Origin of the sequence: Bradyrhizobium sp. AUGA SZCCT0105, assembly GCF_018129565.1 — a bacterium.
GTDB lineage: Bacteria > Pseudomonadota > Alphaproteobacteria > Rhizobiales > Xanthobacteraceae > Bradyrhizobium.
The window spans coordinates 1,550,746-1,574,722 of the sequence record NZ_JAFCMK010000001.1 but is presented as its reverse complement, the minus strand read 5'-3'; the positions used below and the strand labels follow the sequence as shown (position 1 = coordinate 1,574,722).

The following is a 23,977-nucleotide window of genomic DNA, read 5'->3' as shown; positions in this document are numbered from 1 at the left end:
ACCGGCTCCCACTTCGCTCGAAAACGCTCTGCATATTCATGCGAACAGCCCGTGCACATACCAGTTGGCCGGGACCGGCTTGCCTTCCTCGTCGCGCAGCTCGCTCTCGTAGAGGCCGTCGCGAAAGATCCAGAAGCGCTGGCCCTCGGCATCCTCGACGCGGAAGTAATCGCGCGTCAGCGCCGCGCCGTCCTGCTTCCACCATTCCATCGCGATGCGCTCGGGGCCCTCGACCCGCACCACCGCATGCAAGGCGCGCCGCCAGGTGAACTGGTGCGGCGGACCGTCCGGCACACTCGCGAACGGCACCTTGATCGGCTCGGGCCGCTCGAACAGCCTGAGCGGCCGCAGCGGCGGCTCGCCGACGACGCGCTCCGGCCAGGCGGCCGCGCTCGCCGCGGCCAGATGATGCTGCGCCGGCAGCGCGAGCGCTGATCGTTCGGGGATATGGCTCTCGAGCGGCAGATGCACGACGACGCGCTTGCCCCCGATACGGGCGGCGATGCGGTCGATCAGCGCCGAGATCTCGTCATTGTCGTGCACTGACGTGTCGAGATCGCGCTGCTGCTGCACCACGATCTCGGTACGCCCGGCTGCGAGGCGGATGAGATCGAAGCCGAAGCCGGGGTCGAGCGGATCATTGAGCGCATCGAGCCGCTCGCGGAACAGGCGGTCGATCATCTCGGGCCGCGTCACCGGCCGCCCGGTCTCGACCATGATCGCGCGCACCGCGCCGTCGGTACGGAAGAAGCTCGCTTCCAGCTGCCGCGCGCCCTTGCCCTGCTTGTCCATCGCAGCAACCAGCGTCTTGGCGAGGCTTGAGAGCGTCAGCGCGATCACGGTGTCGGTCGCGATCGGCTCGGGGAAACGTTTCTCGACGATGTAATCGGGCAGCGGCTTGCGCGGGCTGATCGGGGCATCGCCCCGCCCGAGCGCGTGGCCGAGCAGGGTCGTGAAATCAGCGCCGAACCGCGCCGAGATCTCATGCGGCGCGCGCGAGGCGACATCGCCGATGGTCTTCAGGCCGGCGCGGCGCAGGCCGGTGGTGACAGTGGCATCGGCGCCGAGCGCCGACACCGGCAGCGGGCCGACCGCTTCCGCCTCCGCGCCATCGGCGATGACCTGCCCCGAGGCATAGCGCGTCAGCGTGCGCGCCGCGATCGAGGTGCCGGCAATCGCCGCGCTGACGGCAAAGCCGCGCCGGCTCAGCGCATTGATGACGATCTGCAGCAGCGCGCGCTCGCCGCCGAACAGATGCGCGCAGCCGGTGATGTCGAGGAACAGGCCATAAGGCGGATCGAGCGCGACCAGCGGCGTGAAGCGGTCGCACCAGTCGGCGATGTCGTTCAGCGTCTTCAGATCGGCGGTGGGATCGGCGTCGTAGACCGTAAGCTCCGGGCAGATCGCCCGCGCATTGGCGAGCGGCAGCCCGATCGACAACCCGGCCCGCACCGCCGCCTCGTCGATCGCGTGCAGCAGGATCGCGTTGTGGTCCTTTGCGACCACGACACTGGGGAGTTCTCGTGAGAACCGAAGTTCTTTCTTCGCCTCTCCCGCTTGCGGGGGAGGCCGGATCGCATCGCGAGATGCGATCCGGGTGGGGGCTCTCCCCTCAGCGGGACTCGTGGCGAGACCCCCACCCCAACCCTCCCCCGCAAGCGGGAGAGGGAGCCCGACCACCGCCCGTGTGTCGGTTGGCACAACGGCATGCGCGTCAGCTTGCGAGGCGATGTCCTGCGCGAGCTTGCGCTTGATGCGGTCGATGGGCAGGCGTGGCAGCCACAGGCTGAGGATACGCCGACGGTTCACTGAATTGGCACTCATCACATTTCCATTCCATGATCCATCGCCCGACCGGGCCATGACGGTTGCGCACGAGTTCGGCATCGAAGCGCGGCGCGCCCCAGGCGCAGGCAGCATTGCCGGGCGGCGAATGCGCCGCGCGCACGATCCAGCGCGTCTCCGCGGTCGAGGGGATCGGAGTCGCCGCGATCCGCAGCACCAGCGCGGTGACGCCGGAGGCTTGCGCGGCCAGGGTCAGTTTGCGGCTGGCGACGAGATCGAGCTGGCGCGCATGGCCCCAGATCTCGAGGACAACCGCGCCGAGCGCATCGCAGGCGAGCGCGTCGGCCGCGGTGCGCAGGCCGCTGTCGACATCGGCGGCACGCACGGTGACCAAGAGGCGCGGATCGAGGCCGAGCTCGGCCAGCCCGCGCATCGACAGCGCGCCGTTTTCGCGATCGGAAAAATCCTGCCGCACCCAGACCAGCGGCTTGCGCGCTGACACCCGTCCGGCGAGCCCGGCGATGAAGCCGGTCGCCGCGCCGCCTTGATGGCCGGCCGCGAACACCTCGTGCAGCGCGGCCGGCGCAAGCCCGCCGCGCAGCATCGCGTCCGCGCTCGTGTGTCCGAGCGCGATGCGGTTCGGCATCGCCGCCTCCGATGGCGCCTCGATGCGCGCGATGCTGCCGCGCAGAGACGCAAGCGTACCCGTGCGTGCGCCGTTCATTGCGCCGCTCCTTCTCAACCAAAATTTGAGGCCGTCACTGATCTGAACAGAGAACCAGGGACTGGCTCATTTGTTCATGATACGTTCTAATATAAAGCTAACAGGGCCCGCGGAGTCAATCGGATTGGTGAGCTCATCGATTCATGAGTGGAATCAATGGGATTCAGCAGCAGCCGAACCGGATGGACCTGATCTTCCGCAAGTCAGGCGCGGCAGGCCCCGAAAATGGCGGCGTGACGGAAACGGAGCAATCGCATGCGTATCATCGTGCTCGACAACGACACCGACTTCGAGGGCTGGCGCAAGGCCGCGCGGCGATTGGCGCTGAATGGCGTGAATCCTGCGGAGGTCACGTGGACCGTACGCAAGGACGACGAACCCTCGTCAGCCTCCTGCGTGAATGACTTGCCCGATGCACCACAGGCGCAGTTCAATGTCCCCGCCATTTTTGTCGAGCTCGCAAAGACCGCGATCCTGCATCGCAATGACGAGCGCTTCGCCCTGCTCTATCGCCTGCTGTGGCGGCTGCGCAGCCATCACGATCTGCTCAGCGCGACTGATGATCCCGAGGTAGCCGAGGTCCACGCGATGGCGCGCGCGGTCTATGGCGACATCGACAGGATGCACGCGCAGCTCCGCTTCCGCGAGATCGGCCGCGAACGGACGGCGCATTACGTCGCTTGGTTCGAGCCGGAGCATCGCATCGTCGAGTTCGCCGCACCTTTCTTCGCCGGCCGCTTCGCCGACATGCCGTGGTCGATCCTGACCCCCGACGTCTGCGCGCATTGGGACGGGCACGCGATCTCGATCTCGCCGGGCGTCGCCAAATCCGAGGTGCCGAGCGAGGATCGGCTCGAGGAGGTCTGGCGGCGTCACGACAACGGCCTCTTCAATCCCGCGCGGCTGAAAGTGATGGAGATGCCGCAGGCCTATTGGAGGAACCTGCCCGAGGACTCGATCATTAAGCCGCTGATCGAAGACGCCATGCGCATGACCAGCGGCCCCTTCATCGCACGCAAGGCGGCCGAGCCGCGGAAGCCGCAGGATGAGCCGATGGCCCGCAAGCAAACTCACGACATGCAAGTTCACGACACGATCGCTGCCTTGCGCAAAGAGGCCGCCGATTGTCGCGCCTGTCCGCTGTGGAAGGACGCAACCCAGACCGTGTTCGGCGAAGGGCCGCAAAGCGCCACGCTGATGCTGGTCGGCGAGCAGCCCGGCGACAAGGAAGATCTCGCAGGCCATCCCTTTGTCGGACCGGCCGGGCAGATGCTCGATCGCGCGCTTGAGGACGCCGGCATCGCGCGCGCCAAGGTCTACATCACCAACGCGGTGAAGCACTTCAAATTCGTGCCGCGCGGCAAGATTCGGCTGCACCAGAAGCCGGGCACACAGGAGATCCGCGCCTGCCGTCAGTGGTACGCGCGCGAGCTTGACGCCATCAGGCCGGAACTCGTGGTGGCGCTCGGCGCCACCGCAGCGCAGAGCGTGCTCGGCAAAATCACCCCGATCAACAAGAACCGCGGCCGCCTGATCGATCACGACGGAACCAAGGTGCTCGTCACCGTACATCCGTCCTACCTGTTGCGGCTGCCAGACGAGAAAGCCAAAGCGCTGGAATATCAGCGCTTTATTGACGACCTGAAAATTGCCGCAGATCAGTTGCGCAATGCGACCCGCGCGGCCTGAGTTGCGCCAATCCGGCGGAACCAGGGACCACACTTCAACGTGAAATTGTCTCTGGACGCCGACAAATACCTACAACCTTTAATTGATCCGTGATACTGTGACATGTTCCATAGGTATCGGGCGTCATGTTCACGCCATGACGTACCTGAGGCGGGCGCGCTGCGCGGTTTGCTAGCCCCAATCGTGCGGCGCGCCACCTCATCTCGCAATCCTCCCCTCCTCAGTCACCTGCTCGCGGCACGCGCCGGATTTCTGGTTATTTGAATTCCTGGTTGCCGGGATTTCCAGTGACCTTGATTCCCGGTGGCGTGGCTTCGCGGGCCCGACGTCTCGCTGCCGGCGCCCTCGCCTTCCGCATGTCTCGCTCCGCGAAACCCGGACAGTGACTTCAGTCACGATCATTGCGCGATCGGTGATCGTCTGTTGCTGAAGATTGCCACGAGGCCACGAAGGCCCGTGGACCTTCAATGCGTTGCACAACAATTCGGCGGGATGTCCACCGTTATGGGTGGCCGGTTCATTTCGCGGGGCGGATTTCAATTGCCTGTCATATGCATCGATCAAAATCGGAGGCATTGGGACAGGAGTTTACCATGAGCGATATGGCGTTACCCGGCTCGATCGAGCCCGCCCTGAAAAAGGGTCCGGACCTCGACAAGGGCTTCCACCCCATGACGGGGATCATTTATTTGGGCGTGGTCGCAGCCGCGCTGCTGTTCGTTGCCTACAGCATCTATGCCGACGTCGACGCCACCGGCACGCGCGTCACGTCGTTCCTGCCCTACATCATGCTGTTCGTCGCGCTGCTGATCGCGCTCGGCTTCGAATTCGTCAACGGCTTCCACGACACCGCAAACGCGGTCGCCACCGTGATCTACACCCGCTCGCTGCCGGCGCATATCGCCGTGGTCTGGTCGGGCATGTTCAACCTGTTCGGCGTGCTGCTCTCGAGCGGCGCCGTCGCGTTCGGCATCGTGTCGCTGCTGCCGGTCGAACTGATCCTGCAGGTCGGCTCCAGCGCCGGCTTTGCGATGGTGTTCGCGCTCTTGATCGCCGCCATCATCTGGAATCTCGGCACCTGGTGGCTCGGCCTGCCGGCCTCGAGCTCGCACACCCTGATCGGTTCGATCATGGGCGTCGGCATCACCAACGCGCTGCTGCGCGGCCGCGACGGCACCTCCGGTGTTGACTGGTCGCAGGCGACCAACATCGCCAAGGCGCTGCTGCTGTCGCCGCTGTTCGGTTTCGCGCTCGCCGCCGGCCTGCTCTACATCCTCAAGATCGTGCTGGCGCGTGCGACACCGGCGCTGTTCGGCGAGCCGGTCGGCAACCAGCCGCCGCCGTGGTGGATCCGCGGCATCCTGATCCTTACCTGCACGCTGGTCAGCTTCTTCCACGGCTCGAACGACGGCCAGAAGGGCATGGGCCTGATCATGCTGATCCTGATCGGCACCGTGCCGACCGCCTACGCGCTGAACCGCGCCCTGCCCGCGAGCCAGATCGAGCAGTTCGCCGCGCATTCCACCTCGGCCAGCAAGGTCATCGAAGGCAAGGCCGCCGGTTACAACGTGATCGGCAATCCGCGCCCGGCCGTGACCAACTACGTCGCGCAGCACCAGATCAACGAAGGCACCTATCCGTCGCTCGCGGTGCTGGTGCGCGACATTGGACAGCAAGTCGCCCAGTATGGCTCGCTGGCCAAGTTCCCGGCTGATGCGGTCGGCAACACCCGTAACGACATGTACCTGGCGTCCGAGGCGATCCGCTTCCTGATGAAGGACAAGGAAGCCGAGCTGACAGCCGCCGACGTCGCCACGCTGAACGAGTACAAGGGCTCGCTCGATGCCGCGACCAAGTTCATCCCGAGCTGGGTGAAGTTCGCCGTCGCCATCGCACTCGGCCTCGGCACCATGGTCGGCTGGAAGCGGATCGTCGTCACCGTCGGCGAGAAGATCGGCAAGACCCACCTGACCTACGCGCAGGGCGCCTGCGCCGAGATCACGGCAGCCGCGACGATCGCGGCGGCCGACGGCTACGGCCTGCCGGTCTCGACCACGCACGTGCTGTCGTCAGGCATCGCCGGCACCATGGCCGCCAACGGCTCCGGTCTGCAATGGGCGACGATCCGCAACATCGCGATGGCCTGGGTGCTGACCCTGCCGGCCGCGATGATCATCTCGGGCTGTCTGTACTACGTGTTCTACCACGTGTTCTGATGCGACACGCTTTCGGCGCGGCATCGCACCGGACGAAGGCCCGCACGTCAGGTGCGGGCCTTTTGCTTTTTGACGGTCGCGGCGCGCTCAGGCGGCGTACACTTTCGCGACCTCCGCCAGCAGTCCGCGCGCCCATTTGTGCAGGCCGGATTTGGCCGTCCGGGCGCTCCAGTACATGTCGATCGAGATCGGCACGCGGAACGGCAGCGAAGCGACGTGCAGGCCGCCGCCCATCGCCCGCGCCAGGTGATGCGGGATCGTCGCGACCAGCCTTGTGCCGGCGACGATGCGCTCCAGACTGTCGTGGTTCGGAAGGCTGACCGCGGGCTCAATCTCGATCTCCCTCGCCTCGAGGGCCTCGAGATAGAGCGGCTGCCACTCGCCGCTATGGGTGATAAAGACGTGTTCGGCCTTGCCGTAGGCCGACAATGCGATCCGGCCGCGTGCCAGCGGATTGGCCGGATCCATCACGCAGACATAGTGATCGGTGAGGATATGGCGCCGAAAGAAGCTTTCGCCGACCACCCCGACCGGACCGAGCACGATGTCGCACTGGTTCTGCTTGAGATGGATGTCGCCATGGCCCGCGGCATCGAGCAGGACGAGACGGACCCGTGGTGCGCCGGAACGCAGCCGCGCAGTGAACTGCGGCATCAGGGTCTGGCGTTCGTGATAGTTGCAGGAGATCGTCACGCTGCCCTGCGCCGTCGCCGGATCGAATTCAGCCGGTGAGGCGAGCCCATCGATCTCGCCGATCATGTCCCGCGCCCAGGCGACCAGCGCCGCGCAGCGTTCGGTGGCGGTCACGCCATTGCCGTTGCGGACGAACAAGGGATCACCGAGCGCGCCGCGCAGCCGCTCGACCGCGTAGCTGATGGTGGACTGGTTGACGTCGAGCCGCTTGGCCGCCGCAGAGAACGACTGCAAATCGTAGACCAGTACAAGCGTCCGCAAGGTCCCGATGTCGATCGGATCGATCGAGGAATTGGCTGCCACGCTGCACCTCCCGCCTTGCTGGCGGCCCAACCTAGCACGATGTCATGGAATATTTCGATGGCCTATATCGATCCCATCGAATTGAACGATTGCTGGAGCTGGCGCTAGGCTTCGCGAAAAAGCGCTCCGGGAGGACCAATGACCAGCACCGTGCCCGTCGTCACCGACATCGCGTATCCGGATCTGCTCGACGACCCCTATCCGATCTTCCGCCGCCTGCGCGAGCTGGCGCCGGCGGTGTTCGTCGAGCCCGCGAGGCTGACACTGGTGACGCGCTTCGACGACATCGTACGGATCGAGCGCGACCCCGCGACCTACTCGGCCGATAATCCGACCTCGCTGGTCAACAAGGTGATGGGGCCGACCTTCATGCGCAAGGACGGCGCCGAGCACGCGATCGGCCGCAAGGCGATCGAGCCCTCGTTCCGCCCGGCCACGATCAAGGAGTATTGGGCGCCGAAATTCACCGCGATCGCGCAAGAGCTGATCGATGCCCTATCCGCGGCCGATGAGGCCGATCTGTTCTCAGCGCTGGCCGCGCCGATGGCTTCGCGCAGCCTGATGGCGATGATCGGCTTTCGCGCGATGCCGTGGCAGACCCTGGCCGACTGGTCACAGGCGCTGATCGACGGCGCGGGCAATTACGCTGCCGATGCCGGGATCGAGCGCAAGGCGATGCAGGCCAGCGCCGATGTCGACGCCGCGATCGACGCGGTGCTCGATGATCACCGCAGCCATCCCACCCCCTCGATCCTGTCCTCGATGGTCAACGCCGATCCGCCGATGCCGATCGAGGGAATCCGCGCCAACATCAAGGTGATCATCGGCGGCGGGCTGAACGAGCCGCGCGATGCGATCCTGACCCTCGTGCTCGGTCTTCTGCAAAACCCGGCGCAGAAGGACAGCGTGCTGGCGAAGCCGGAACTATGGCCCGCTGCGCTCGAGGAAGCGGTGCGCTGGATCTCGCCGATCGGCATGTATCCGCGCCGCGTCACGCGCGATGTCGATCTTTCCGGCACCACGCTGCCCGAGGGCCTTCAGATCGGGCTCTGCGTCGGCGCCGCGAACCGCGACGGCAATCGCTTCGCCGAGCCCGATCGTTTTGACGTGACGCGACCGAAGCAATCGCATCTGGCGTTCGGCGCCGGACCGCATTTCTGCGCCGGCACCTGGGTGTCGCGGCTCACCGTCGGCAAGATCGTGGTGCCGATGCTGTTCGCGCGCTTGCCCAACTTGCGCCTCCGCGCGGAGGCGCCGCCGGTCGTCCGCGGCTGGGCGTTCCGCGGACCGGTGACGCTGCCGGTGCGATGGGATGCGTGAGGTCGTCCGGGACGCGGACTCATTAGGCCGCAGCCAGACGCAACGCCCTCGGCCCGGCCCAGGCCTACGGCCAGAAGCGGACACCACCTGTCGGCGCTCAATCCGTCGAAAATGGCCCAAAGCGGACGTGTCTGAGCGTGCAGAAGTTGCCAATTCCAGGAGAACTCGCGTATGCACTATGTGCAGGGTCGTAATGAGAGCATGCAAATGGCGATAGAGCTGAGGGGCGCGAGCGGCGAGGGATTTGCGACGATTGCCGCTGACGGTCGCGTGTTGGATTCCTGGTTCCTTCAGCTGCGCCTGGTCGCGGAGGCCGACAAGGCGGCAACGGTACGGCTGACGAAGGACGAGCTCAACAGATCGTTGGGTGAGTCGGCAGACGGATATGCGCGACACGACGACGTCCGCAATGTCGACATCGTTCCAATCCGTACGGAAATTGGCTCCCTTGCATCTGCGCCAACTGATGTGCACGACGCATATCTTCGACTCCATCTACTGAGCCACCGGCTCGTTCAGCCGAATTGCCTGAACCTTGATGGAATTTTCAGTCAGTTACCTAACGTTGCCTGGACGACCCTCGGTCCCTGTGAATGCTCTCGTGTACCGGACGCACGACTGATAGCACGAAAGCGCGCCCTCGCGTTTGAGGTGACAGGCGTGGATAAGTTTCCGCGCATGACTGACTATGTGACGCCTGCGGACGTGAGAATTGCAGATGCGGATCGCGTAAGGCTCGGAGCGTATTTGGCGCCGGGCACGACCGTCATGCATGAAGGCTTTTGCAATTTTAATGCAGGTACGCTCGGTCCCTGCATGGTCGAAGGCCGGATAAGCGCCGGTGTGGTTGTGGGAAGCGGCAGCGACGTTGGTGGCGGAGCGTCGATCATGGGCACTCTGTCCGGGGGCGGGAAAGAGCGGATTACAGTTGGTGAGCGCTGCCTGATCGGCGCCAACGCCGGTATCGGCATTTCATTGGGTGACGATTGTATCGTCGAGGCGGGCTGTTATGTCACGGCAGGCGCGCGCATCCTTTTGGAAGATGGCCGAGTGCTGAAAGCCAAAGAACTCTCAGGCCAGAAGGGCCTTCTGTTTCGTCGCAACTCCCAGAGCGGCGCTCTCGAGGCAACCAGACGCACAGCAAATTGGGACGGCCTCAACTCGCAACTTCACGGCTAGGCAGCTCACTCGAAGACGTCGCCGGCGACATGTGGCGCGTCAGCGACGTCGCCTTCTGGCCCCTCGCGTCATTTGCTGCTGCTGCACAAAGCGGCCGTTAGCGGAGCGAAGCGGACATCATGAGAACTCATGAGTACGCGCACTGGCTCGTCATTGCGAGCCAACGGGTCGCGCGAACGCGCGCCCGATGAGCGGCTCCGCGAAGCAATCCATCTCTTCGCTCGCTGAAGCATGGATTGCTTCGTCGCCACGCTCCCTTGCGCAAACGCTTCACGTTTGTCGCAGGCAATGCCGATTGAGAGGTAGCGCAGCGACCAACGGCAAGGATCACGCCGCCAGCGCGTCCTCCACGATCTTCACGAAATACGAGGTGCCGTAAACGATCGCCTCGTCGTTGAAATTATAGGCGGGGTGATGCAGGCCGGCGCTGTCGCCGTTGCCGCAGAAGATGAAGGCGCCGGGCCGCGCTTCCAGCATGTACGAAAAATCCTCGCCACCCATCAGCGGCGGCATCGGATGCACATTGCCGTCCCCGGCCACTTCCTTGGCGATGCGGGTCGCGAATTCGGTCTGCGAGGCGTGGTTGACGGTGACGGGATAGCCGCGCTTGTAGTCGAGATCAATCCGCGCGCCGGTCAATTGCGCCACGCCCTTGACCACTTCGCCGATGCGCTTCTCGATCAATTGCCGGACCTCCGGGGTCAGGGTGCGGACGGTGCCGCGCAAGACCGCGGTCTGCGGAATCACGTTGCGGGCATTGCCGGCGTGGAATTCGCAAATCGAGATCACGGCGGAATCGAGCGGATCGACGCTGCGCGACACGATCGACTGCAGCGCGGTGATCAGTTGCGCGCCGACCATCACCGAATCGATGCATTTGTGCGGCCGCGCGGCGTGGCCGCCGAGCCCCTCAATGTTGATATTGACCTCGTCGGTGGACGCCATGATCGGGCCGGAGCGGATCGCGAACGAGCCGATCGGAATCCCCGGACCGTTGTGCATGCCGTAAACCTGCTGGACGCCGAAGCGGTCCATCAAGCCGTCCTTGATCATGGCGGCCGCGCCGGCCCCACCCTCCTCGGCCGGCTGGAAGATCACGACCGCATCGCCGGCGAAATTGCGCGTCTCGGCGAGATAGCGTGCTGCGCCGAGCAGCATCGCGGTGTGGCCGTCATGGCCGCAGGCGTGCATCTTGCCCGGCGTCTTCGAAGCGTAAGGCAGGTTGGTTTCCTCGTGGATCGGCAGCGCGTCCATGTCGGCGCGCAGGCCGATCACCTTGACGTCGCCCTTGGCCGCCCCCTTCTTGCCCTTGATGACCCCGACCACGCCGGTCTTGCCGAGCCCGGTCACGACCTCGTCGCAGCCGAATTCACGCAGCCGGTCGGCCACGAATGATGCAGTGCGGTGCACGTCGTAGAGCAGTTCGGGGTTTTCATGGATGTTGCGGCGCCAGGCCTGGATATCGGGTTGCAGATCGGCGACGCGGTTCACGATGGGCATGAGAATTCTGGCCTCAGAGGTTGGACGTAAGTCCTGTCTAGCATGCAAGAGCCGGTCCACCCAACAGATGTGGCATGCCTCTGGCCTGGGCCCTGCATTCGCAAATGGGATGCCGAATGTGCCCAGGACATGGGGGCCGGGTGGCCTCGTCCATTCGCCAACGTCTGGCCGGACGGATCACATCCGACCAAAGCCCAATAGTGCCGCGGATTTCTCATGCGGATACTCCTTCAGGTTTCCGCACCGAAATCCCCTAGCCTTCAAAGAAGGGCGCGGCTGCATGACGCCGGATCAAGCGGTCTTGTTCTCCACCATCATCCTGCTGGTGCCGATGGGCTACTTCCTGCTCGCGGCTCCCGCGTTCCTGCTCGTGAAGCTCGACGTCCCGCCCGTCACCCGCCTGCTGCGCGGCATGTTCAATGCCTACTTCCTGGTGCTGACTGTCTCGGGTGTGATCGGGACGCTCGCCTTTGCCGCGGCGGGCCGGCCGGCTGTCGCGCTTTGCATTGCGTTGATCGCAGCCTTCGCGGTGCTGGCGCGCCGATGGTTTCTGCGGCGGCTCGATGCCGAGGCAAACGCGAGAGACCTTGGCGATCCCACCGCGGTGCGGCGGCTGCGCCGGCTGCATTGGGGCGGCATGCTGTGCAATGCGGTTCAGGTGTTCGTATTGGTCGGCAGCATTCCCTACATGGCGCCGCTGCCTTGACCAAGTGTTGCTCCGCCGATCCCATATCCGCTTGGGGCGCGCAAGATTGGAAGCCGCGTCCGCTTTGCCCTCGAAGCGCGGCGCAGAGCAATATCCGCTCTTGCCACGAGGAGCCCGCCCGCTATGCGTCGCGTTTCCGATGCGGATCGTATTTCGAAAGTACGTCTTTGAGGTAATCCCGGCTCTTCCATTCCGGTGCGGGCGGCTCGTAGCCGGGCCGAGGAACGAACGGATTCGCCGCCACATCCGCTGACGCGCCCATCATGTCCGGAATGTAGCGCGGGCAATTCGGAAAGATTTCGCATTTGACGCTGACGACAAGCTTCGCACCATGATGCCGGGCAAGCGTGTCCGCGCCGTCGTGGATCGTTGCCTTGCCTCGGATGCGCGCGCGAAACGTCTTGCCGTCGAGGCGCACAAACAGCAACCCGACGTTCGGGTTGCGGTGAATATTGCCGAGTGTGCGGTACATGTTGTTGCCGTCATACTCGGGGTATTCAAGCGTGTCGGGCCCCGTGATCTTCACGAAGCCGGGATCGCCACAACGCATCGAACAATCGACGTTATCCTGATAGCTCGTCGCGATGAAAAAGAATCGCGTCTCCTCGATGAGCTTGCGCTCCTGTTCCCAGAATTCGAAGTGGAGACGATGCTTCTCGAGGCCGTCGGCGACGCGACGACCGTCGAAGCGGTCCTGCAACTCACGCATTCCGTCGTGGTAGAAAGGGGCGCGGATTGGGTCTGCCACAAGAATCCTCCAGCAAGTTGAGCAACCGGTCTGCAAGTTTTGGCACGGCGAGAACATGCGGCGCAGCGGCAGCAGAATCTCCTGGGCGCACCCGGCCGCAGACGGCTAATTTCCTCGCGCGTGCCGGTCGAACGCGCTCAACACGGCAAGCGTCATGGCCTCGACACCGGTCTTGATGGTCGGCTCCGGTACCGGCGCGAACAGCGGCGAGTGGTTGGTCGGCAACGGCGGGCCGTTGCCCGCTCGGGCCGCGGCGACGCGCTCCGGCTCGTAGACACCGATATTGAAGAACATCGACGGCACACCGGCGCTGACGAATTCCGAATAATCCTCGCTGGGCGTGCCGGGCGGCGAGGTTGCGAACTTGTCGCCAAACGCCGCCTTCAGCACCTTTTCCGCCGTTCCGACCACGTCGGGATCATTGATCACGGCCTTGGTCCCTTCGGCGAGGTTGATCTCAGGCTCCGGCGCATTCGACATGGCGGCGACCGCCTTCGCCGTCCGCTCGATGCCTGCAAGCATTTTGGCGCGCACCTCGGGCTTGAAGGTGCGAATGGTGCCGAGCAGCACTACATCATCAGGAATGATATTTGACGCAGTGCCGCCGTGAATTGCGCCGATGCTGACCACGCCGAATTCGGTCGGGTCCTTTTCGCGGCTGATCACGCTCTGAACATCGACGACAAAGCGCGCGGCCATCATCACGGGATCGATCGTCGCCTGCGGTACCGCACCGTGCCCGCCGCGGCCGCGGAATTTGATGTAGAGGCCATCGGCGGCGGATGAGCCGATCCCGACGCGGTAGCGCACCGTTCCATAGGCGAACGGGCCATCGTGCAAGGCGAAGCCGAAATTCGGCTTTGGAAATTTCGTGAACAGACCATCCGCCAGCATCGCCTTGGCGCCCGCCACGATCTCTTCAGCCGGCTGGGCGATGAACATCAGCGTGCCGTGCCATTGGTCTTTCAGGCCGACCAGCGTCTTGGCCGCACCCACCCAGCTCGCCATGTGGATGTCGTGGCCGCAGCTGTGAGCCACGAAGGTTTCCCGTCCCTGCCATGTGGTCTTGTCGTGGCTGGCATAGGGAAGGCCGGTCTTCTCTTCCATCGGCAGCGCATCGAGTTCGGTGCGCACCATGATGGTGGGGCCCTCGCCGTTCCTGTAGATCGCGACCAGCCCGGTCTTGCCGACGTGCTCCGTCACGTCGAAGCCCAGCGCCCGCATCTCGGCAGCCAGTTTGGCCGCGGTCTTCTCCTCCTGAAACGCGATCTCGGGGTGGGCGTGAAGGTCCTTGTAGAGCGCGTCGAGTTTCGGATAGTCCGCCTCGACCGACTTCTCGATGGCGCCCTTCAGCGCGGCGACATCGAGTTCAGCATTGGCCCGCAGCGGCAATGACGCGCAGAGCGCGGCGGACACAAGCAGCGTGAGAACAATCTTGTTCATGGCAATCGCTCCAGCCGAAACCCGGATACTGCACCCCGAGCGCCAGGCCGGGCTCGGCTCCGCGATCTAAGCAGGCAAGGTGATCGGAAACAATGACTGATCCAGAGCGTGTGCGCACCTAGCCTGAGGTGAGCATCTGGCTGCGGATCTCCTGTGCGGTGCGGCGCAGCGGCAGCAGAAATTTCTTGCGCGCGCCGGCCTCGCTGACCGTGCCCGAAATCGTGTTGACGCTGAGCGCCGCGACCACCGCGCCGGCCGGGTCGCGCAGCGGCACGGCGATGCCGCAGATCGCGGGATCGAGCTCGCCATCGACCCAGGCGTAGCCGTCGCTCTCGGCCCGTGCGAGCAATTCGCCGAGACGCTCCGGATCGGTCACGGTGCGCGGCGTGACCTGCCTGAAGCCGCCGGTCGCAAGATAAGCCTCGCGGGTGCCTGGCGGGAGCGCCGCGAGCATGACGCGGCCGAGCGACACCAGATGCGCGGGCAGCCGGCTGCCGACGCCGAGATTGGCCGACAGAATCCGCCGCGCCGGCAGACGCAGCGCATAGACGATCTCATCCTCATCGAGCACCGCCATCGCGCAGGACTCGCCGATCTCGTTGCGCAAATTCTCCAGCGCGCGCTGCGCATGCGCCCAATAAGGCAATGCATTGAGATAGGACAGGCCGAGCCCGAGCGCGCGCGGCCGCAAGCTGAAATAGCGTCCATCCGAGGCGCAATATTTCAGCGCCACCAGGGTCGCGAGGATGCGGCGTGCGGTGGCGCGGTTGAGACCTGCGGTGTCGGCGGCCTCCGCCAGCGTGTGCCGGCCCGGCGGCTTGCCGAGCGCCTCGATGATCGAGAAGCCGCGCGCGATCGCACGCACGAAGCCGTCACTCTCCTTGCTCATGGCGTCATCTGGTTCGGGCTGTCGTTCTGCTCATCACATCGCAGCCCGCATGGCTGCCTGCACATGACGCGGCGCTGCCCGCTTGTCAGGGGCTCCCGACCGCGCTAGCGTCAATTCACACAGCGAATGAACTGTTCGCCTGGCGAACTGAATAGCAGGAGGATCCTCGATGGCGCAAGCAGAAAGTTCTGCGGCCACCCCGTTCGAAACCGATTTCTGGAAGGACGCGAAGCTGCGCAAGGTGTGGGACGACATCGTCCCCGGCGAGCCGCGCAAGACGCTGCCCTACCTGCTCACGCAGGAAGCGATCGCGCTGTACTGCCGTGCGGTCGGCGAGACCAATCCGCTCTATCTGGATGAGGCGGTCGCGAAGGCCGGGCCCTATGGCGGACTGATCGCCCCGCCCGCGATCCATATCCTCTTGATGTTCGCCTGCACGCCGGCCGACGACTGGATGCGCTCGCCGGGCACCGTCAATGCCGGACAGTCGTGGAGCTACAACATCCCTGCCCGCCCCGGCGACACCATCACCCTGCAGGCCCGCGCGCTCGACAAGTTCATCAAGCGCGAGCGGCTATTCGTGGTGCACGACAACGTCTTCTTCAACCAGCATGGCGACGTGATCTGCTCGGGTCGCGGCCAGACCATCCGTCCGATCTAAGGAGGATCACGATGACCACAGCGAATTTCGATGCTCTCAAGGCCGGCGACACCATCGACGGCCCCGCCTTCGCGGTCTCGCGCGAATCGATCCGCCTGTTCTGCGATGCATCGCTCGACTACAACCCGCTGCATCTCGACGACAACTACATGAAGGGCGATTTCGGCAAGACCAATTTCGGCGGCATCATCATGCATGGCATGAACAATTTCGGCCTGATCTCGCGCATGCTGACCGACTGGGCCCTGCCCGCCGGCGCGATCCATCGAAGGCTCGAGACGCGTTGGCTGAAGCCGGTGAAACCCGGCGACACGATCCGCCCCGCCGGCACCATCAAGGCCAAGCAGACGACCGCCAAATCGCGCTGGGTGCTGATCGACGTCGCCGTGCAGAACCAGCGCGGCGAGACGGTCGCCGCCGGCGAAGCGATGCTGGAGTTTCCCAGCGCGAAGGCGGGCTAGCGGGACGATCGGGCGCGCGGCGGGCTCCGCTTCACCTCGCCCCGCACGGGGAGAGGCCGGAACGCATCAGATGCGTTCCGGGTGAGGGGGAGCCTCCGCGGCCCCAGCTAACGCCGCATTACGCGGAGACAGCCCCTCACCCCAACCCTCTAAGAGCGAGCTTCGCTCGTCTCGCCCCCGTAAGAACGGGGCGAGGGAGCGCACTGCCGTCGCAGCACTAACGAACAATCAAAATAATCACTGAGGAGACTTTCATGCAGGATGCGGCCCAATCGCGGCTCTATGGACGGATCGCCTGGCGCCTGATCCCGTTCCTGCTGGCGTGCTACACGGTGGCGATCATCGATCGCTTCAATATCGGCTTTGCCAAGCTGCAGTTCCTGCACGACCTCAACATCGACGATGCGGTGTTCGGGCTTGCCGCCGGCATCTTCTCGGTCGGCTATGTCGCGCTCGAAGTGCCGAGCAATCTGCTGCTGGTCAGGATCGGCGTCCGCAAGACCCTGCTGCGCATCATGGTGCTGTGGGGCGCTGTGACCGTGCTGCTCGCGCTGGTGCAGAACCAGTATCACCTCTATCTGCTGCGCTTCCTGCTCGGCGCCGCCGAGGGCGGCTTCTTCCCCGGCATCCTGTACTACCTGACGCTTTGGTTTCCGGATCGCGTGCGCGGCCGCATGACCAGCCTGTTCGTGATGGCGGTGCCGCTCGGCGGCGTCATCGCGGGGCCGCTGTCGGGCCTGATCATGGATCACATGCAGGGCGTCCATGGCCTGCACGGCTGGCAGTGGCTGTTCATCCTCGAAGGCGTTCCAGCCCTGCTACTCGGCATCGCCGCGTATCTTTATCTCGCCGACGGGCCACATGCCGCGAACTGGCTCAGCGCCGACGAGCGACGGCAGGTGGCAAGCGATCTCGCCCGCGATCGCGCCGCCGCCCCGAACACGACAAGCAGCTTCGCGGCGGCGCTGCGCGAGCCGCGCGTCTATCTGTTGTCCTTCATCTATTTCGCGTTCTTCTGCTCGCTCAACACCATCCTGTTGTGGACGCCGACGCTGCTCAAGCGCGTCGGCGTGGCAACCACCACCGAGATCGGCTGGCTGAGCGGCGCAATCTCCGTGGCGTCGGCGCTCGGCATGGTCGCGATCGGCTACAGTTCCGATCGCACACGGGAACGGCGCTGGCACGTGGTCGCTTGTGGCCTCGTCGCGGCGGCGTGCTTCATCGCCTTGCAGGCCGCGCAGGGCAGCATCCTCTTGACCGTGACGCTGCTCGCCATCGCATCGGTCGGCATCTTCGCGATTCTCTCCCTGTTTTGGACCATTCCCAACGCGATGCTGGAAGGCAGCGCCGCGGCGGGCGGTATCGCGCTGATCAGCGCGATCGGCTCGTTCGGCGGCGCGGTCTGCCCTGCCCTGATCGGCTGGATGAATGTCGCAACCGGGAGCATCTACGCACCGCTCGCCCTCGTCGGCGCGCTGCTCGCGATCGGTATGCTGACGCTGATCCTCTGTGTGCCGCGGCCCGGACCCGAGGTCACACTCGCCGAACCCAGCCGTCCCTGATCATCCAGCGCACGCCCGGTACCGTCGCGCGGGCTTGTCTCGACCGGCTGCGTCTGGATAGAACTCGATTCTGACTCTGTCAGAACCGAGTTCTATTTTCTTGTATTGACGCGTTTTCTTCACGCGAACCGGGCTCCACTTCGCTCGAAAACGCTATAGAAGGACGTCAACAAAAGACGCTTGCCGGGAACGAGGACATGCCGCGAAGGCTCGAGGGTGATTACGACTACATTATCGTCGGCGCAGGCACGGCGGGCTGCATCATGGCCAACCGCCTGTCGGCCGATCCGAAGAAGCGCGTGTTGCTGCTCGAAGCCGGCGGCAAGGACAACTGGATCTGGTTTCACATCCCGGTCGGCTACCTCTTCGCGATCGGCAATCCGCGCTCGGACTGGATGTTCAAGACGGAGGCCGAGCCCGGCCTGAACGGCCGCGCGCTCGCCTATCCGCGCGGCAAGGTGATCGGGGGCTCGTCGGCGATCAACGCCATGATCTCGATGCGCGGCCAGGCCGCGGACTACGATCACTGGCGCCAGCTCGGCCTCACCGGGTGGAGCTACAGCGACGTGCTGCCGGCGTTCAAGCGGCTGGAAGATCACTTTCTCGGCGAAAGCGAGCATCACGGCGTCGGCGGCGGCTGGCGCATCGAGGCGCCGCGGCTGTCGTGGCAGGTCCTCGATGCAGTCGGCGATGCCGCCGAGGAGATGGGCATCAAGCGCATCCCCGACTTCAACACCGGCGACAATGAGGGCACCAGCTACTTCCACGTCAACCAGAAGCGCGGGCGGCGCTGGTCGTCGGCGCGCGGCTTCCTCAAGCCGGTGCTGAACCGCAGCAACTTGCGGCTCGAGACCGACGTGCTGGTCGACCGCCTGATCATCGAGAGCGGCCGCGCCGCCGGCGTTGAGTTCCGTCAGGGCAGTGAGACCGTGGAGGCCCGCGCCAAGGGCGAGGTGATTCTCTGCGCCGGCTCGATCGGCACCACGCAGGTGCTGCATCGTTCCGGCATCGGCCCGTCCGAATGGCTGTCGCCGCTCGGCATCGACATCGTGGCTGACGTGCAGGGCATCGGCCACAATCTGCAGGACCATTTGCAGCAGCGCGCGATCTACAAGGTATCGGGCGTCCGCACGCTGAACGAGACCTACTACAACCTGGTGCGCCGCGGCCTGATGGGCCTCGACTACGCGTTCCGCCGCCGCGGGCCGCTGACCATGGCGCCGTCGCAGCTCGGCATCTTCACGCGCTCGGATGCGACGCGCTCGCGCGCCAACATCCAGTTCCATGTGCAGCCGCTGTCGCTCGACAAGTTCGGCGACCCGCTGCATCGCTTCCCCGCGATCACGGTGAGCGCCTGCAATCTGCAGCCGACCTCGCGTGGCACGGTGCGGATCCGCTCGACCGCGCCCGACGACAAGCCGTCGATCGCGCCGAATTACCTGTCGACCGAGGACGACCGCCAGGTCGCGGCCGACGCGATCCGCACCACGCGCAGACTGATGAAGCAGAAGGCGCTGGAGAAATATCGTCCCGAGGAGTTCCTGCCCGGCCCCTCGGTCGGCGATGACGACGCCCCGCTCGCCAAGGCCGCCGGCGACATCGGCACCACGATCTTCCACCCCGTCGGCACCGCGAAGATGGGAACGGCCAACGATCCGATGGCTGTCGTCGACGAACGCCTGCGCTTCTACGGCCTCCACGGCCTGCGGATCGCGGATGCCTCCGTGATGCCGACCATCACGTCGGGCAACACCAACACGCCGACCGCGATGATCGCCGAGAAGGCCGCGGCGATGATCCTGCAGGATGCGCGATAGAGCGACGATGAACTCCGGCAAGCGCATTCTCGTTGGCGATGCCGGCGCGCAGATCGCGCTGGCACGATGGGGCGAGCCGGCCTCCGGCAAGCCGCCGGCGCTGCTGCTGCACGGCACCGGCTTTGTCGCCGAAGTGTGGACTGAGGTCGCCGAAGCGCTCGCCGCCGACTACACCGTCTATGCGCTCGACCGCCGCGGCCATGGCCTGAGCCACAAGCCGGCGGCCGATCGCTATCAGTTCCTGGATTTCGCCGACGATATCTGCATGGTGGTCGAACGCCTCGATCTCCATGATATCTACGGCATCGGCCACAGCGCCGGCGCGACCGACCTGATGCTCGCCACGAAACTGATGCCGGATCGTTTCGCGCGGCTGTTCGTGACGGAGCCGACCGCGATGGATCCGCACGCGCCGCGAACCGGCGGCCTGAGCGACATCGCGCGCGGATCGGTGCAGGGCGTGCTGCGCCGCCGCGCCGAATTCGACAATGCCGACGATCTGTTCCGGCGGCTGCGCGAGGCTCCGGCGTTCGCGCCGTGGACCGAGCCGTCGCTGTGGGCCTACGTCCATCACGGCTTTGCGCGGCTCGACGACGGCCGCATGCTGCTGCGCTGCACGCCCGAGATCGAGTCGGCGCTGCTTGGGCCGATCTTCCAGGCCATGGAGCAGATCTATACCGGCGATGCCCGCGGCAATCCATTCCCGTGGTTCTCCGAGATCGCCTGCCCGGTCTGCATCGCCACGGCCGAACAGTCATGGCCGATCTACAAGGAGATGGCCGGCCGCGCCGCGGCCCTGATCCCGCACGCCAGCCGGTGGACGTTCGACAATGTCGGGCACTGCGTCGCGCAGGAGGCGCCGGAGTTGATGGTCGCGGCGCTCCGAACGTTCGCCAAGCGCGCGGCTTAGAACGCCTGCTCATCGGCAAGTTTGGGTCCGCTTTGCCTCGAGCGCGCCGATGGCAACCGATCGTCACGTCATCGTCGGTCGTCGAATTGCCTCACCGAGTAAACCGGTGCGCGCACCGGCTGGATCGTCAGCCGATAGACGATCAGGTTGGTGCCATCAAATGCTTCAAGCAAATAGTCGCAGACCGGACAGTGATACTCACCCTTGGCGCCGGGTTCGGACCATAGCTCCAACCGCCGGAAACCCGCGCCACAGCACGCGCACGTTACATCCGCTTTCCGCACGTCTTTCTCTCCCTGACGCGATGCCAACTGTGCATGAACACGGCCAAGGCGATGGAGATTGGAGAGAGCCCGGCAGAATGTCGCCTGCAAGGCTGATGTCTCCGAACCCGTCCTCATCATCGCCGCTGCCAATTGCAGGGTTCTGCCGCTGCAGAACCCCTCGGATCAAGGTTGGTTCAATAATTCCGGCTGCGCACGGCAGCAGGCGAAAAAACGTTGGTGAAGCTCGGCAATGGATGGGGCTGTCGCCTGACTGAGAGGTGACACGACAAGTCGCGGAACCTCCCACGTCCCGCATTCTAGGCAGGGCCGCTTCGACAGCAAAGTGCAGATTGTGCCTGAGGAGATTTGAAAGCAGGCGCCTGTCGCACTTACGCGAAAGCGCCCGCGGAACCCGGCATCTTGAACGCGATTGCGTTCCGTTGATCTACATCAACCCTGCGCCCCCCGAGCGACGCAGTTTCAGGGTTCGCAACATCGTCCGCTAGGGAGGGACACGCCATGCTTCGTTGTATCCTCACCGCTGTGGCAGTTTTGCTTCTCGGTGCTGTCTGCCTGGTTCCTGATGACGCCTATGCCCGCCGCGGAGGAGGCGGCGGCTTCCGCGGCGGCGGTGGCGGCTTTCATGGCGGCGGGATGCGTGGCGGCGGCATGCATGCCGGCGCCGGAAGGATGCATGCCGGAAGGATTCATGGCGGAGGATATCGCGCTGCCGGCCGCCCGCGTCCCTCACACCCGATCGCGGGTCGTCCGGGCCGTCCGATCGCCGGGCGCCCGGGCTATCCCGGCCGACCGATTGCAGGACGGCCTGGCCGTCCGGTCGCCGGCTATCCCGGTTATGGCGGAGGCTACTATCGACCCGGTTGGGGCTATGGCGCTGCGGCGGCCGGCGCCGCGGCCGCGGCTGGCGCGTACTATGGCAGCTATGGCTACTACGGCAACCAAGGCTGCTATTACAATCAATACGGTCAAATGATCTGCCCCCAACAGCAGTATCAATACTGATCCGGCTGGGCAGTCGTTGGACGGATGGTCAAACCGGGGCGTGCGATCCCGGCGGCACCATGTACAGCGTCATGGCAAAAATCGCATAGATCAGGACGAGCAAGGCGCCAATGAACCATGCCGACCGTCCGCTGTTGGTGATGAAGCAGGACGTCACGGAAGCGATCATGACCATCGTCACGGCGCCAGGCCAGAACTGCAAGTCCATCGGCTTCGGACCGATGACGTAACTTAGAAGAACCAGCGCCGGCGCGACGAACAGGGCGATCTGCGAAGCGCTTCCGAGCGCGATGCTGACGCTCATGTCGAGCCGGTTCTTGCGCGCAGCGGAGAATGCCACCGCCATTTCCGCTGCGGCACCGACCAGCGCGACGATGATGAAACCGACGAACGCCGGGCTCAGTCCCAGCGTCTCGCCTGCTTTCTGCACCGAACTCACGAATATTTCGCTGACCAACGCAACCAGCACGGTGACGGCGAGAAGTGTGCCCAACGCAAGCCCGATCGGCCAGCCGGCGCCACCGGCCTCGCCATGCTCCTCGCTTGCGAACAACTCCTTGTGTGTCTTGAGCGAGAACAGCAAGCCGAGGCCATAGGCGCAGATCAGCAGCACAGCGAGGCCCGTGCTGAGTGTCAGCGCCATGGCTTCGCCACGTGCTGGATCAAGATCGGCGACGGCAGAGGGGGCAAGCAGCGCAATCGTGGCCATCAGCAGCAACGCCGCGTACATCCTCCCGCCGGCCCGATTGTACTCCTGAACGTGATGGCGGAGCCCACCGAGCAGGAATGATGCGCCAAGCATGAAGAGCGAGTTGGTGACAATGGCACCAGCGATCGATGCCTTGACCAGCATGTATTCTCCGGCATGTAACGCTGCGATCGCGATGATCAGCTCGGTCAGATTTCCCAAGGTTGCGTTGAGCAAGCCTCCGACCGCATCGCCCGTTTTCTCCGCGACGCTCTCCGTCGCGTGACTGAGAAGGGCAGCCAATGGCACGATGGCCAGGACAGCGAGCACGAACAGGGCTGTGTGGGCGGACGGAGCTGCCGTCTCGACCACGAGCACGATCGGCACGAAGATCAGCATCCAAAGCAGCGGATTATGTCGAATTTCCTTGAGCAGAAGGTGCATGGTACCGCCCGGCCGAAACGAGTTGGGCAGCAATTTCTGATCACCATGGGCTGCTCGATCTTGATCTAGCTCAATCCCTCTCCACCGTCTCGCAGGCCTGCTTGCACCATGGCGGCCTGCCCGAAGTCCCCGGGCTGTCTTCGGAACGGTCAGAATCGCGTCCCTATCTCCGGCTCCTCGCCGCTTTGACCTAGATCAACTCGCGCCAGATCAGTCCGTGTGTTTCTTCTCGCGGACATCCACGACAGCAGCTCAGGAGTTCGCAATGACGAGGAACGCAGCCGCCGTAGCGATTGCACTTTTGATGACAACCTCGTCTCTTGCCTTCGCAGCGGAGACATCCCCGACTGTCGGCGCCGCGTCCCCCAGCGCCGCCGACCTCAAGAGCCTGACCGACATGCGTGTCGGCATCGTCAAGGCCGCCTTGCAGCTAACGCCCGATCAGGAGAAATACTGGCCGGCCATCGAGGAGGCGATCCGCACGAGAGCGCAGAACCGGCAGGCTCGGTTGGCGCGGCTTGCCGAAATGCACGAGAACGGCCCGATGGACGGCCTTCATGACGGCAATCCGGTCGAGATGATGCAACGCAGAGCGGACCGGCTGATTCAGCGTGGGACCGACCTCAAGAAGCTCTCCGATGCCTGGGAGCCGCTGTACAAGACATTGAGTGATGATCAGAAACGAAGGATGGCCTTCGTGTCGTTCGCCGTCATGCGCGGCATGCGAAATGCGATCGAGCATCACGGCGAACCGGAAGACGAGGACGAATAGGGCTGGATGGTGCGGCGCTATCCGGACGACATTCTGCAGCCCGGGTCTGCCTTGCCGAGGTTTCTCAAGCGTTCCGGCCACGACGTGACGTTCTTGCTGCCTCGTTCAGACGACCTTCAAAATCCGTCCTCCGTCCTGTGTCGCTCTTCGCTTGCGAATTCCTGAAGCACCACGGGAG

At 64.7% G+C, this 23,977-nt stretch carries 21 protein-coding genes; 12 read left to right on the top strand and 9 right to left on the bottom strand.

What is annotated here, in order from left to right; translation table 11 throughout:
- Positions 1–36 precede the first annotated feature (36 nt).
- Together JQ573_RS07140 and JQ573_RS07135 are read right to left on the bottom strand one after the other, a co-directional pair.
- Positions 37–1,824 (bottom strand): Y-family DNA polymerase, encoded by a 1,788-nt coding sequence (locus JQ573_RS07140; RefSeq protein WP_409334637.1) that lies wholly within the window; start codon positions 1,822–1,824, stop codon positions 37–39.
- Positions 1,715–2,509, bottom strand: a complete 795-nt coding sequence (locus JQ573_RS07135; RefSeq protein WP_212311089.1) for an ImuA family protein — start codon at positions 2,507–2,509, stop codon at positions 1,715–1,717. Before JQ573_RS07135 ends, JQ573_RS07140 begins: the two co-directional genes overlap by 110 nt.
- Before the next feature lie 255 nt (positions 2,510–2,764).
- On the opposite strand from JQ573_RS07135, the gene JQ573_RS07130 reads away from it, so the two are divergent.
- Positions 2,765–4,198, top strand: coding sequence for a UdgX family uracil-DNA binding protein (locus tag JQ573_RS07130; protein WP_212311090.1), 1,434 nt, complete (start codon positions 2,765–2,767; stop codon positions 4,196–4,198).
- Between the two features lie 593 nt (positions 4,199–4,791).
- A complete protein-coding gene (locus tag JQ573_RS07125) occupies positions 4,792–6,414 on the top strand; it encodes an inorganic phosphate transporter (RefSeq protein WP_212311091.1) in 1,623 nt (540 codons plus the stop codon).
- Positions 6,415–6,501: 87 nt separating this feature from the next.
- Here the strand turns inward: JQ573_RS07125 and JQ573_RS07120 are convergent, their stop codons facing one another.
- Complete coding sequence (locus JQ573_RS07120) at positions 6,502–7,410, bottom strand: LysR family transcriptional regulator (RefSeq protein ID WP_212311092.1); 909 nt, start codon at positions 7,408–7,410, stop codon at positions 6,502–6,504.
- Between the two features lie 138 nt (positions 7,411–7,548).
- Between JQ573_RS07120 and JQ573_RS07115 the strand changes: the two genes are divergently transcribed.
- Positions 7,549–8,730 carry a cytochrome P450 gene (locus tag JQ573_RS07115; RefSeq protein WP_212311093.1) on the top strand — a complete coding sequence of 394 codons (1,182 nt, stop codon included), beginning with the start codon at positions 7,549–7,551 and terminating at the stop codon, positions 8,728–8,730.
- Positions 8,731–8,901: 171 nt separating this feature from the next.
- Entirely contained in the window at positions 8,902–9,909 is a 1,008-nt protein-coding gene (gene dapD, locus JQ573_RS07110; protein WP_249778723.1) for a 2,3,4,5-tetrahydropyridine-2,6-dicarboxylate N-succinyltransferase, read from the top strand.
- Positions 9,910–10,236: 327 nt separating this feature from the next.
- On the opposite strand, the gene JQ573_RS07105 is transcribed toward dapD, so the two are convergent.
- Entirely contained in the window at positions 10,237–11,409 is a 1,173-nt protein-coding gene (locus tag JQ573_RS07105) for a M20 aminoacylase family protein (protein ID WP_092125137.1), read from the bottom strand.
- Between the two features lie 280 nt (positions 11,410–11,689).
- Between JQ573_RS07105 and JQ573_RS07100 the strand changes: the two genes are divergently transcribed.
- Positions 11,690–12,115: a hypothetical protein gene (locus tag JQ573_RS07100; RefSeq protein WP_212311094.1), complete on the top strand. Its 426-nt coding sequence runs from the start codon at positions 11,690–11,692 to the stop codon at positions 12,113–12,115.
- 121 nt (positions 12,116–12,236) lie between these two features.
- On the opposite strand, the gene JQ573_RS07095 is transcribed toward JQ573_RS07100, so the two are convergent.
- From JQ573_RS07095 to JQ573_RS07085, 3 genes are all read right to left on the bottom strand, one after another.
- Positions 12,237–12,863: a pyridoxamine 5'-phosphate oxidase family protein gene (locus tag JQ573_RS07095; RefSeq protein ID WP_212311095.1), complete on the bottom strand. Its 627-nt coding sequence runs from the start codon at positions 12,861–12,863 to the stop codon at positions 12,237–12,239.
- 105 nt (positions 12,864–12,968) lie between these two features.
- Positions 12,969–14,306, bottom strand: coding sequence for an amidohydrolase (locus JQ573_RS07090; protein ID WP_212311096.1), 1,338 nt, complete (start codon positions 14,304–14,306; stop codon positions 12,969–12,971).
- 118 nt (positions 14,307–14,424) lie between these two features.
- Positions 14,425–15,195, bottom strand: a complete 771-nt coding sequence (locus JQ573_RS07085; RefSeq protein ID WP_212311097.1) for an IclR family transcriptional regulator C-terminal domain-containing protein — start codon at positions 15,193–15,195, stop codon at positions 14,425–14,427.
- Between the two features lie 169 nt (positions 15,196–15,364).
- Between JQ573_RS07085 and JQ573_RS07080 the strand changes: the two genes are divergently transcribed.
- The 5 genes from JQ573_RS07080 (at position 15,365) to JQ573_RS07060 (ending at position 20,606) form a co-directional block, all read left to right on the top strand.
- On the top strand, positions 15,365–15,856 hold the full coding sequence (locus JQ573_RS07080) for a MaoC family dehydratase (protein WP_212311098.1): 492 nt from the start codon (positions 15,365–15,367) through the stop codon (positions 15,854–15,856).
- An 11-nt stretch (positions 15,857–15,867) separates the two neighbouring features.
- Positions 15,868–16,317: a MaoC family dehydratase gene (locus JQ573_RS07075; RefSeq protein WP_212311099.1), complete on the top strand. Its 450-nt coding sequence runs from the start codon at positions 15,868–15,870 to the stop codon at positions 16,315–16,317.
- 254 nt (positions 16,318–16,571) lie between these two features.
- Positions 16,572–17,879: an MFS transporter gene (locus JQ573_RS07070; protein ID WP_212311100.1), complete on the top strand. Its 1,308-nt coding sequence runs from the start codon at positions 16,572–16,574 to the stop codon at positions 17,877–17,879.
- Between the two features lie 197 nt (positions 17,880–18,076).
- Entirely contained in the window at positions 18,077–19,696 is a 1,620-nt protein-coding gene (locus JQ573_RS07065; protein WP_212311101.1) for a GMC family oxidoreductase, read from the top strand.
- Positions 19,686–20,606 carry an alpha/beta fold hydrolase gene (locus JQ573_RS07060; RefSeq protein ID WP_249131246.1) on the top strand — a complete coding sequence of 307 codons (921 nt, stop codon included), beginning with the start codon at positions 19,686–19,688 and terminating at the stop codon, positions 20,604–20,606. Before JQ573_RS07065 ends, JQ573_RS07060 begins: the two co-directional genes overlap by 11 nt.
- 68 nt (positions 20,607–20,674) lie before the next feature.
- Here JQ573_RS07060 and JQ573_RS07055 read toward each other — a convergent pair whose 3' ends face one another.
- Entirely contained in the window at positions 20,675–20,980 is a 306-nt protein-coding gene (locus tag JQ573_RS07055; protein WP_249131245.1) for a hypothetical protein, read from the bottom strand.
- 411 nt (positions 20,981–21,391) lie between these two features.
- Between JQ573_RS07055 and JQ573_RS07050 the strand changes: the two genes are divergently transcribed.
- On the top strand, positions 21,392–21,895 hold the full coding sequence (locus JQ573_RS07050) for a hypothetical protein (RefSeq protein WP_212311102.1): 504 nt from the start codon (positions 21,392–21,394) through the stop codon (positions 21,893–21,895).
- Positions 21,896–21,923: 28 nt separating this feature from the next.
- Here JQ573_RS07050 and cax read toward each other — a convergent pair whose 3' ends face one another.
- Positions 21,924–23,027: a calcium/proton exchanger gene (cax, locus tag JQ573_RS07045; protein ID WP_212311103.1), complete on the bottom strand. Its 1,104-nt coding sequence runs from the start codon at positions 23,025–23,027 to the stop codon at positions 21,924–21,926.
- A gap of 397 nt (positions 23,028–23,424) precedes the next feature.
- On the opposite strand from cax, the gene JQ573_RS07040 reads away from it, so the two are divergent.
- Entirely contained in the window at positions 23,425–23,799 is a 375-nt protein-coding gene (locus JQ573_RS07040; protein WP_249131244.1) for a Spy/CpxP family protein refolding chaperone, read from the top strand.
- The last annotated feature ends 178 nt before the right edge of the window (positions 23,800–23,977 follow it).

What these genes read in the sequence shown, in the direction of transcription:
- JQ573_RS07140 (WP_409334637.1), bottom strand. Translation starts at nt 1,824, where the DNA reads ATGAGTGCCAATTCAGTGAACCGTCGGCGTATCCTCAGCCTGTGGCTG.
- JQ573_RS07135 (WP_212311089.1), bottom strand. Translation starts at nt 2,509, where the DNA reads ATGAACGGCGCACGCACGGGTACGCTTGCGTCTCTGCGCGGCAGCATC.
- JQ573_RS07130 (WP_212311090.1), top strand. Translation starts at nt 2,765, where the DNA reads ATGCGTATCATCGTGCTCGACAACGACACCGACTTCGAGGGCTGGCGC.
- JQ573_RS07125 (WP_212311091.1), top strand. Translation starts at nt 4,792, where the DNA reads ATGAGCGATATGGCGTTACCCGGCTCGATCGAGCCCGCCCTGAAAAAG.
- JQ573_RS07115 (WP_212311093.1), top strand. Translation starts at nt 7,549, where the DNA reads ATGACCAGCACCGTGCCCGTCGTCACCGACATCGCGTATCCGGATCTG.
- dapD (WP_249778723.1), top strand. Translation starts at nt 8,902, where the DNA reads ATGCACTATGTGCAGGGTCGTAATGAGAGCATGCAAATGGCGATAGAG.
- JQ573_RS07105 (WP_092125137.1), bottom strand. Translation starts at nt 11,409, where the DNA reads ATGCCCATCGTGAACCGCGTCGCCGATCTGCAACCCGATATCCAGGCC.
- JQ573_RS07100 (WP_212311094.1), top strand. Translation starts at nt 11,690, where the DNA reads ATGACGCCGGATCAAGCGGTCTTGTTCTCCACCATCATCCTGCTGGTG.
- JQ573_RS07090 (WP_212311096.1), bottom strand. Translation starts at nt 14,306, where the DNA reads ATGAACAAGATTGTTCTCACGCTGCTTGTGTCCGCCGCGCTCTGCGCG.
- JQ573_RS07085 (WP_212311097.1), bottom strand. Translation starts at nt 15,195, where the DNA reads ATGAGCAAGGAGAGTGACGGCTTCGTGCGTGCGATCGCGCGCGGCTTC.
- JQ573_RS07080 (WP_212311098.1), top strand. Translation starts at nt 15,365, where the DNA reads ATGGCGCAAGCAGAAAGTTCTGCGGCCACCCCGTTCGAAACCGATTTC.
- JQ573_RS07075 (WP_212311099.1), top strand. Translation starts at nt 15,868, where the DNA reads ATGACCACAGCGAATTTCGATGCTCTCAAGGCCGGCGACACCATCGAC.
- JQ573_RS07070 (WP_212311100.1), top strand. Translation starts at nt 16,572, where the DNA reads ATGCAGGATGCGGCCCAATCGCGGCTCTATGGACGGATCGCCTGGCGC.
- JQ573_RS07065 (WP_212311101.1), top strand. Translation starts at nt 18,077, where the DNA reads ATGCCGCGAAGGCTCGAGGGTGATTACGACTACATTATCGTCGGCGCA.
- JQ573_RS07060 (WP_249131246.1), top strand. Translation starts at nt 19,686, where the DNA reads ATGCGCGATAGAGCGACGATGAACTCCGGCAAGCGCATTCTCGTTGGC.
- JQ573_RS07050 (WP_212311102.1), top strand. Translation starts at nt 21,392, where the DNA reads ATGCTTCGTTGTATCCTCACCGCTGTGGCAGTTTTGCTTCTCGGTGCT.
- cax (WP_212311103.1), bottom strand. Translation starts at nt 23,027, where the DNA reads ATGCACCTTCTGCTCAAGGAAATTCGACATAATCCGCTGCTTTGGATG.
- JQ573_RS07040 (WP_249131244.1), top strand. Translation starts at nt 23,425, where the DNA reads ATGCGTGTCGGCATCGTCAAGGCCGCCTTGCAGCTAACGCCCGATCAG.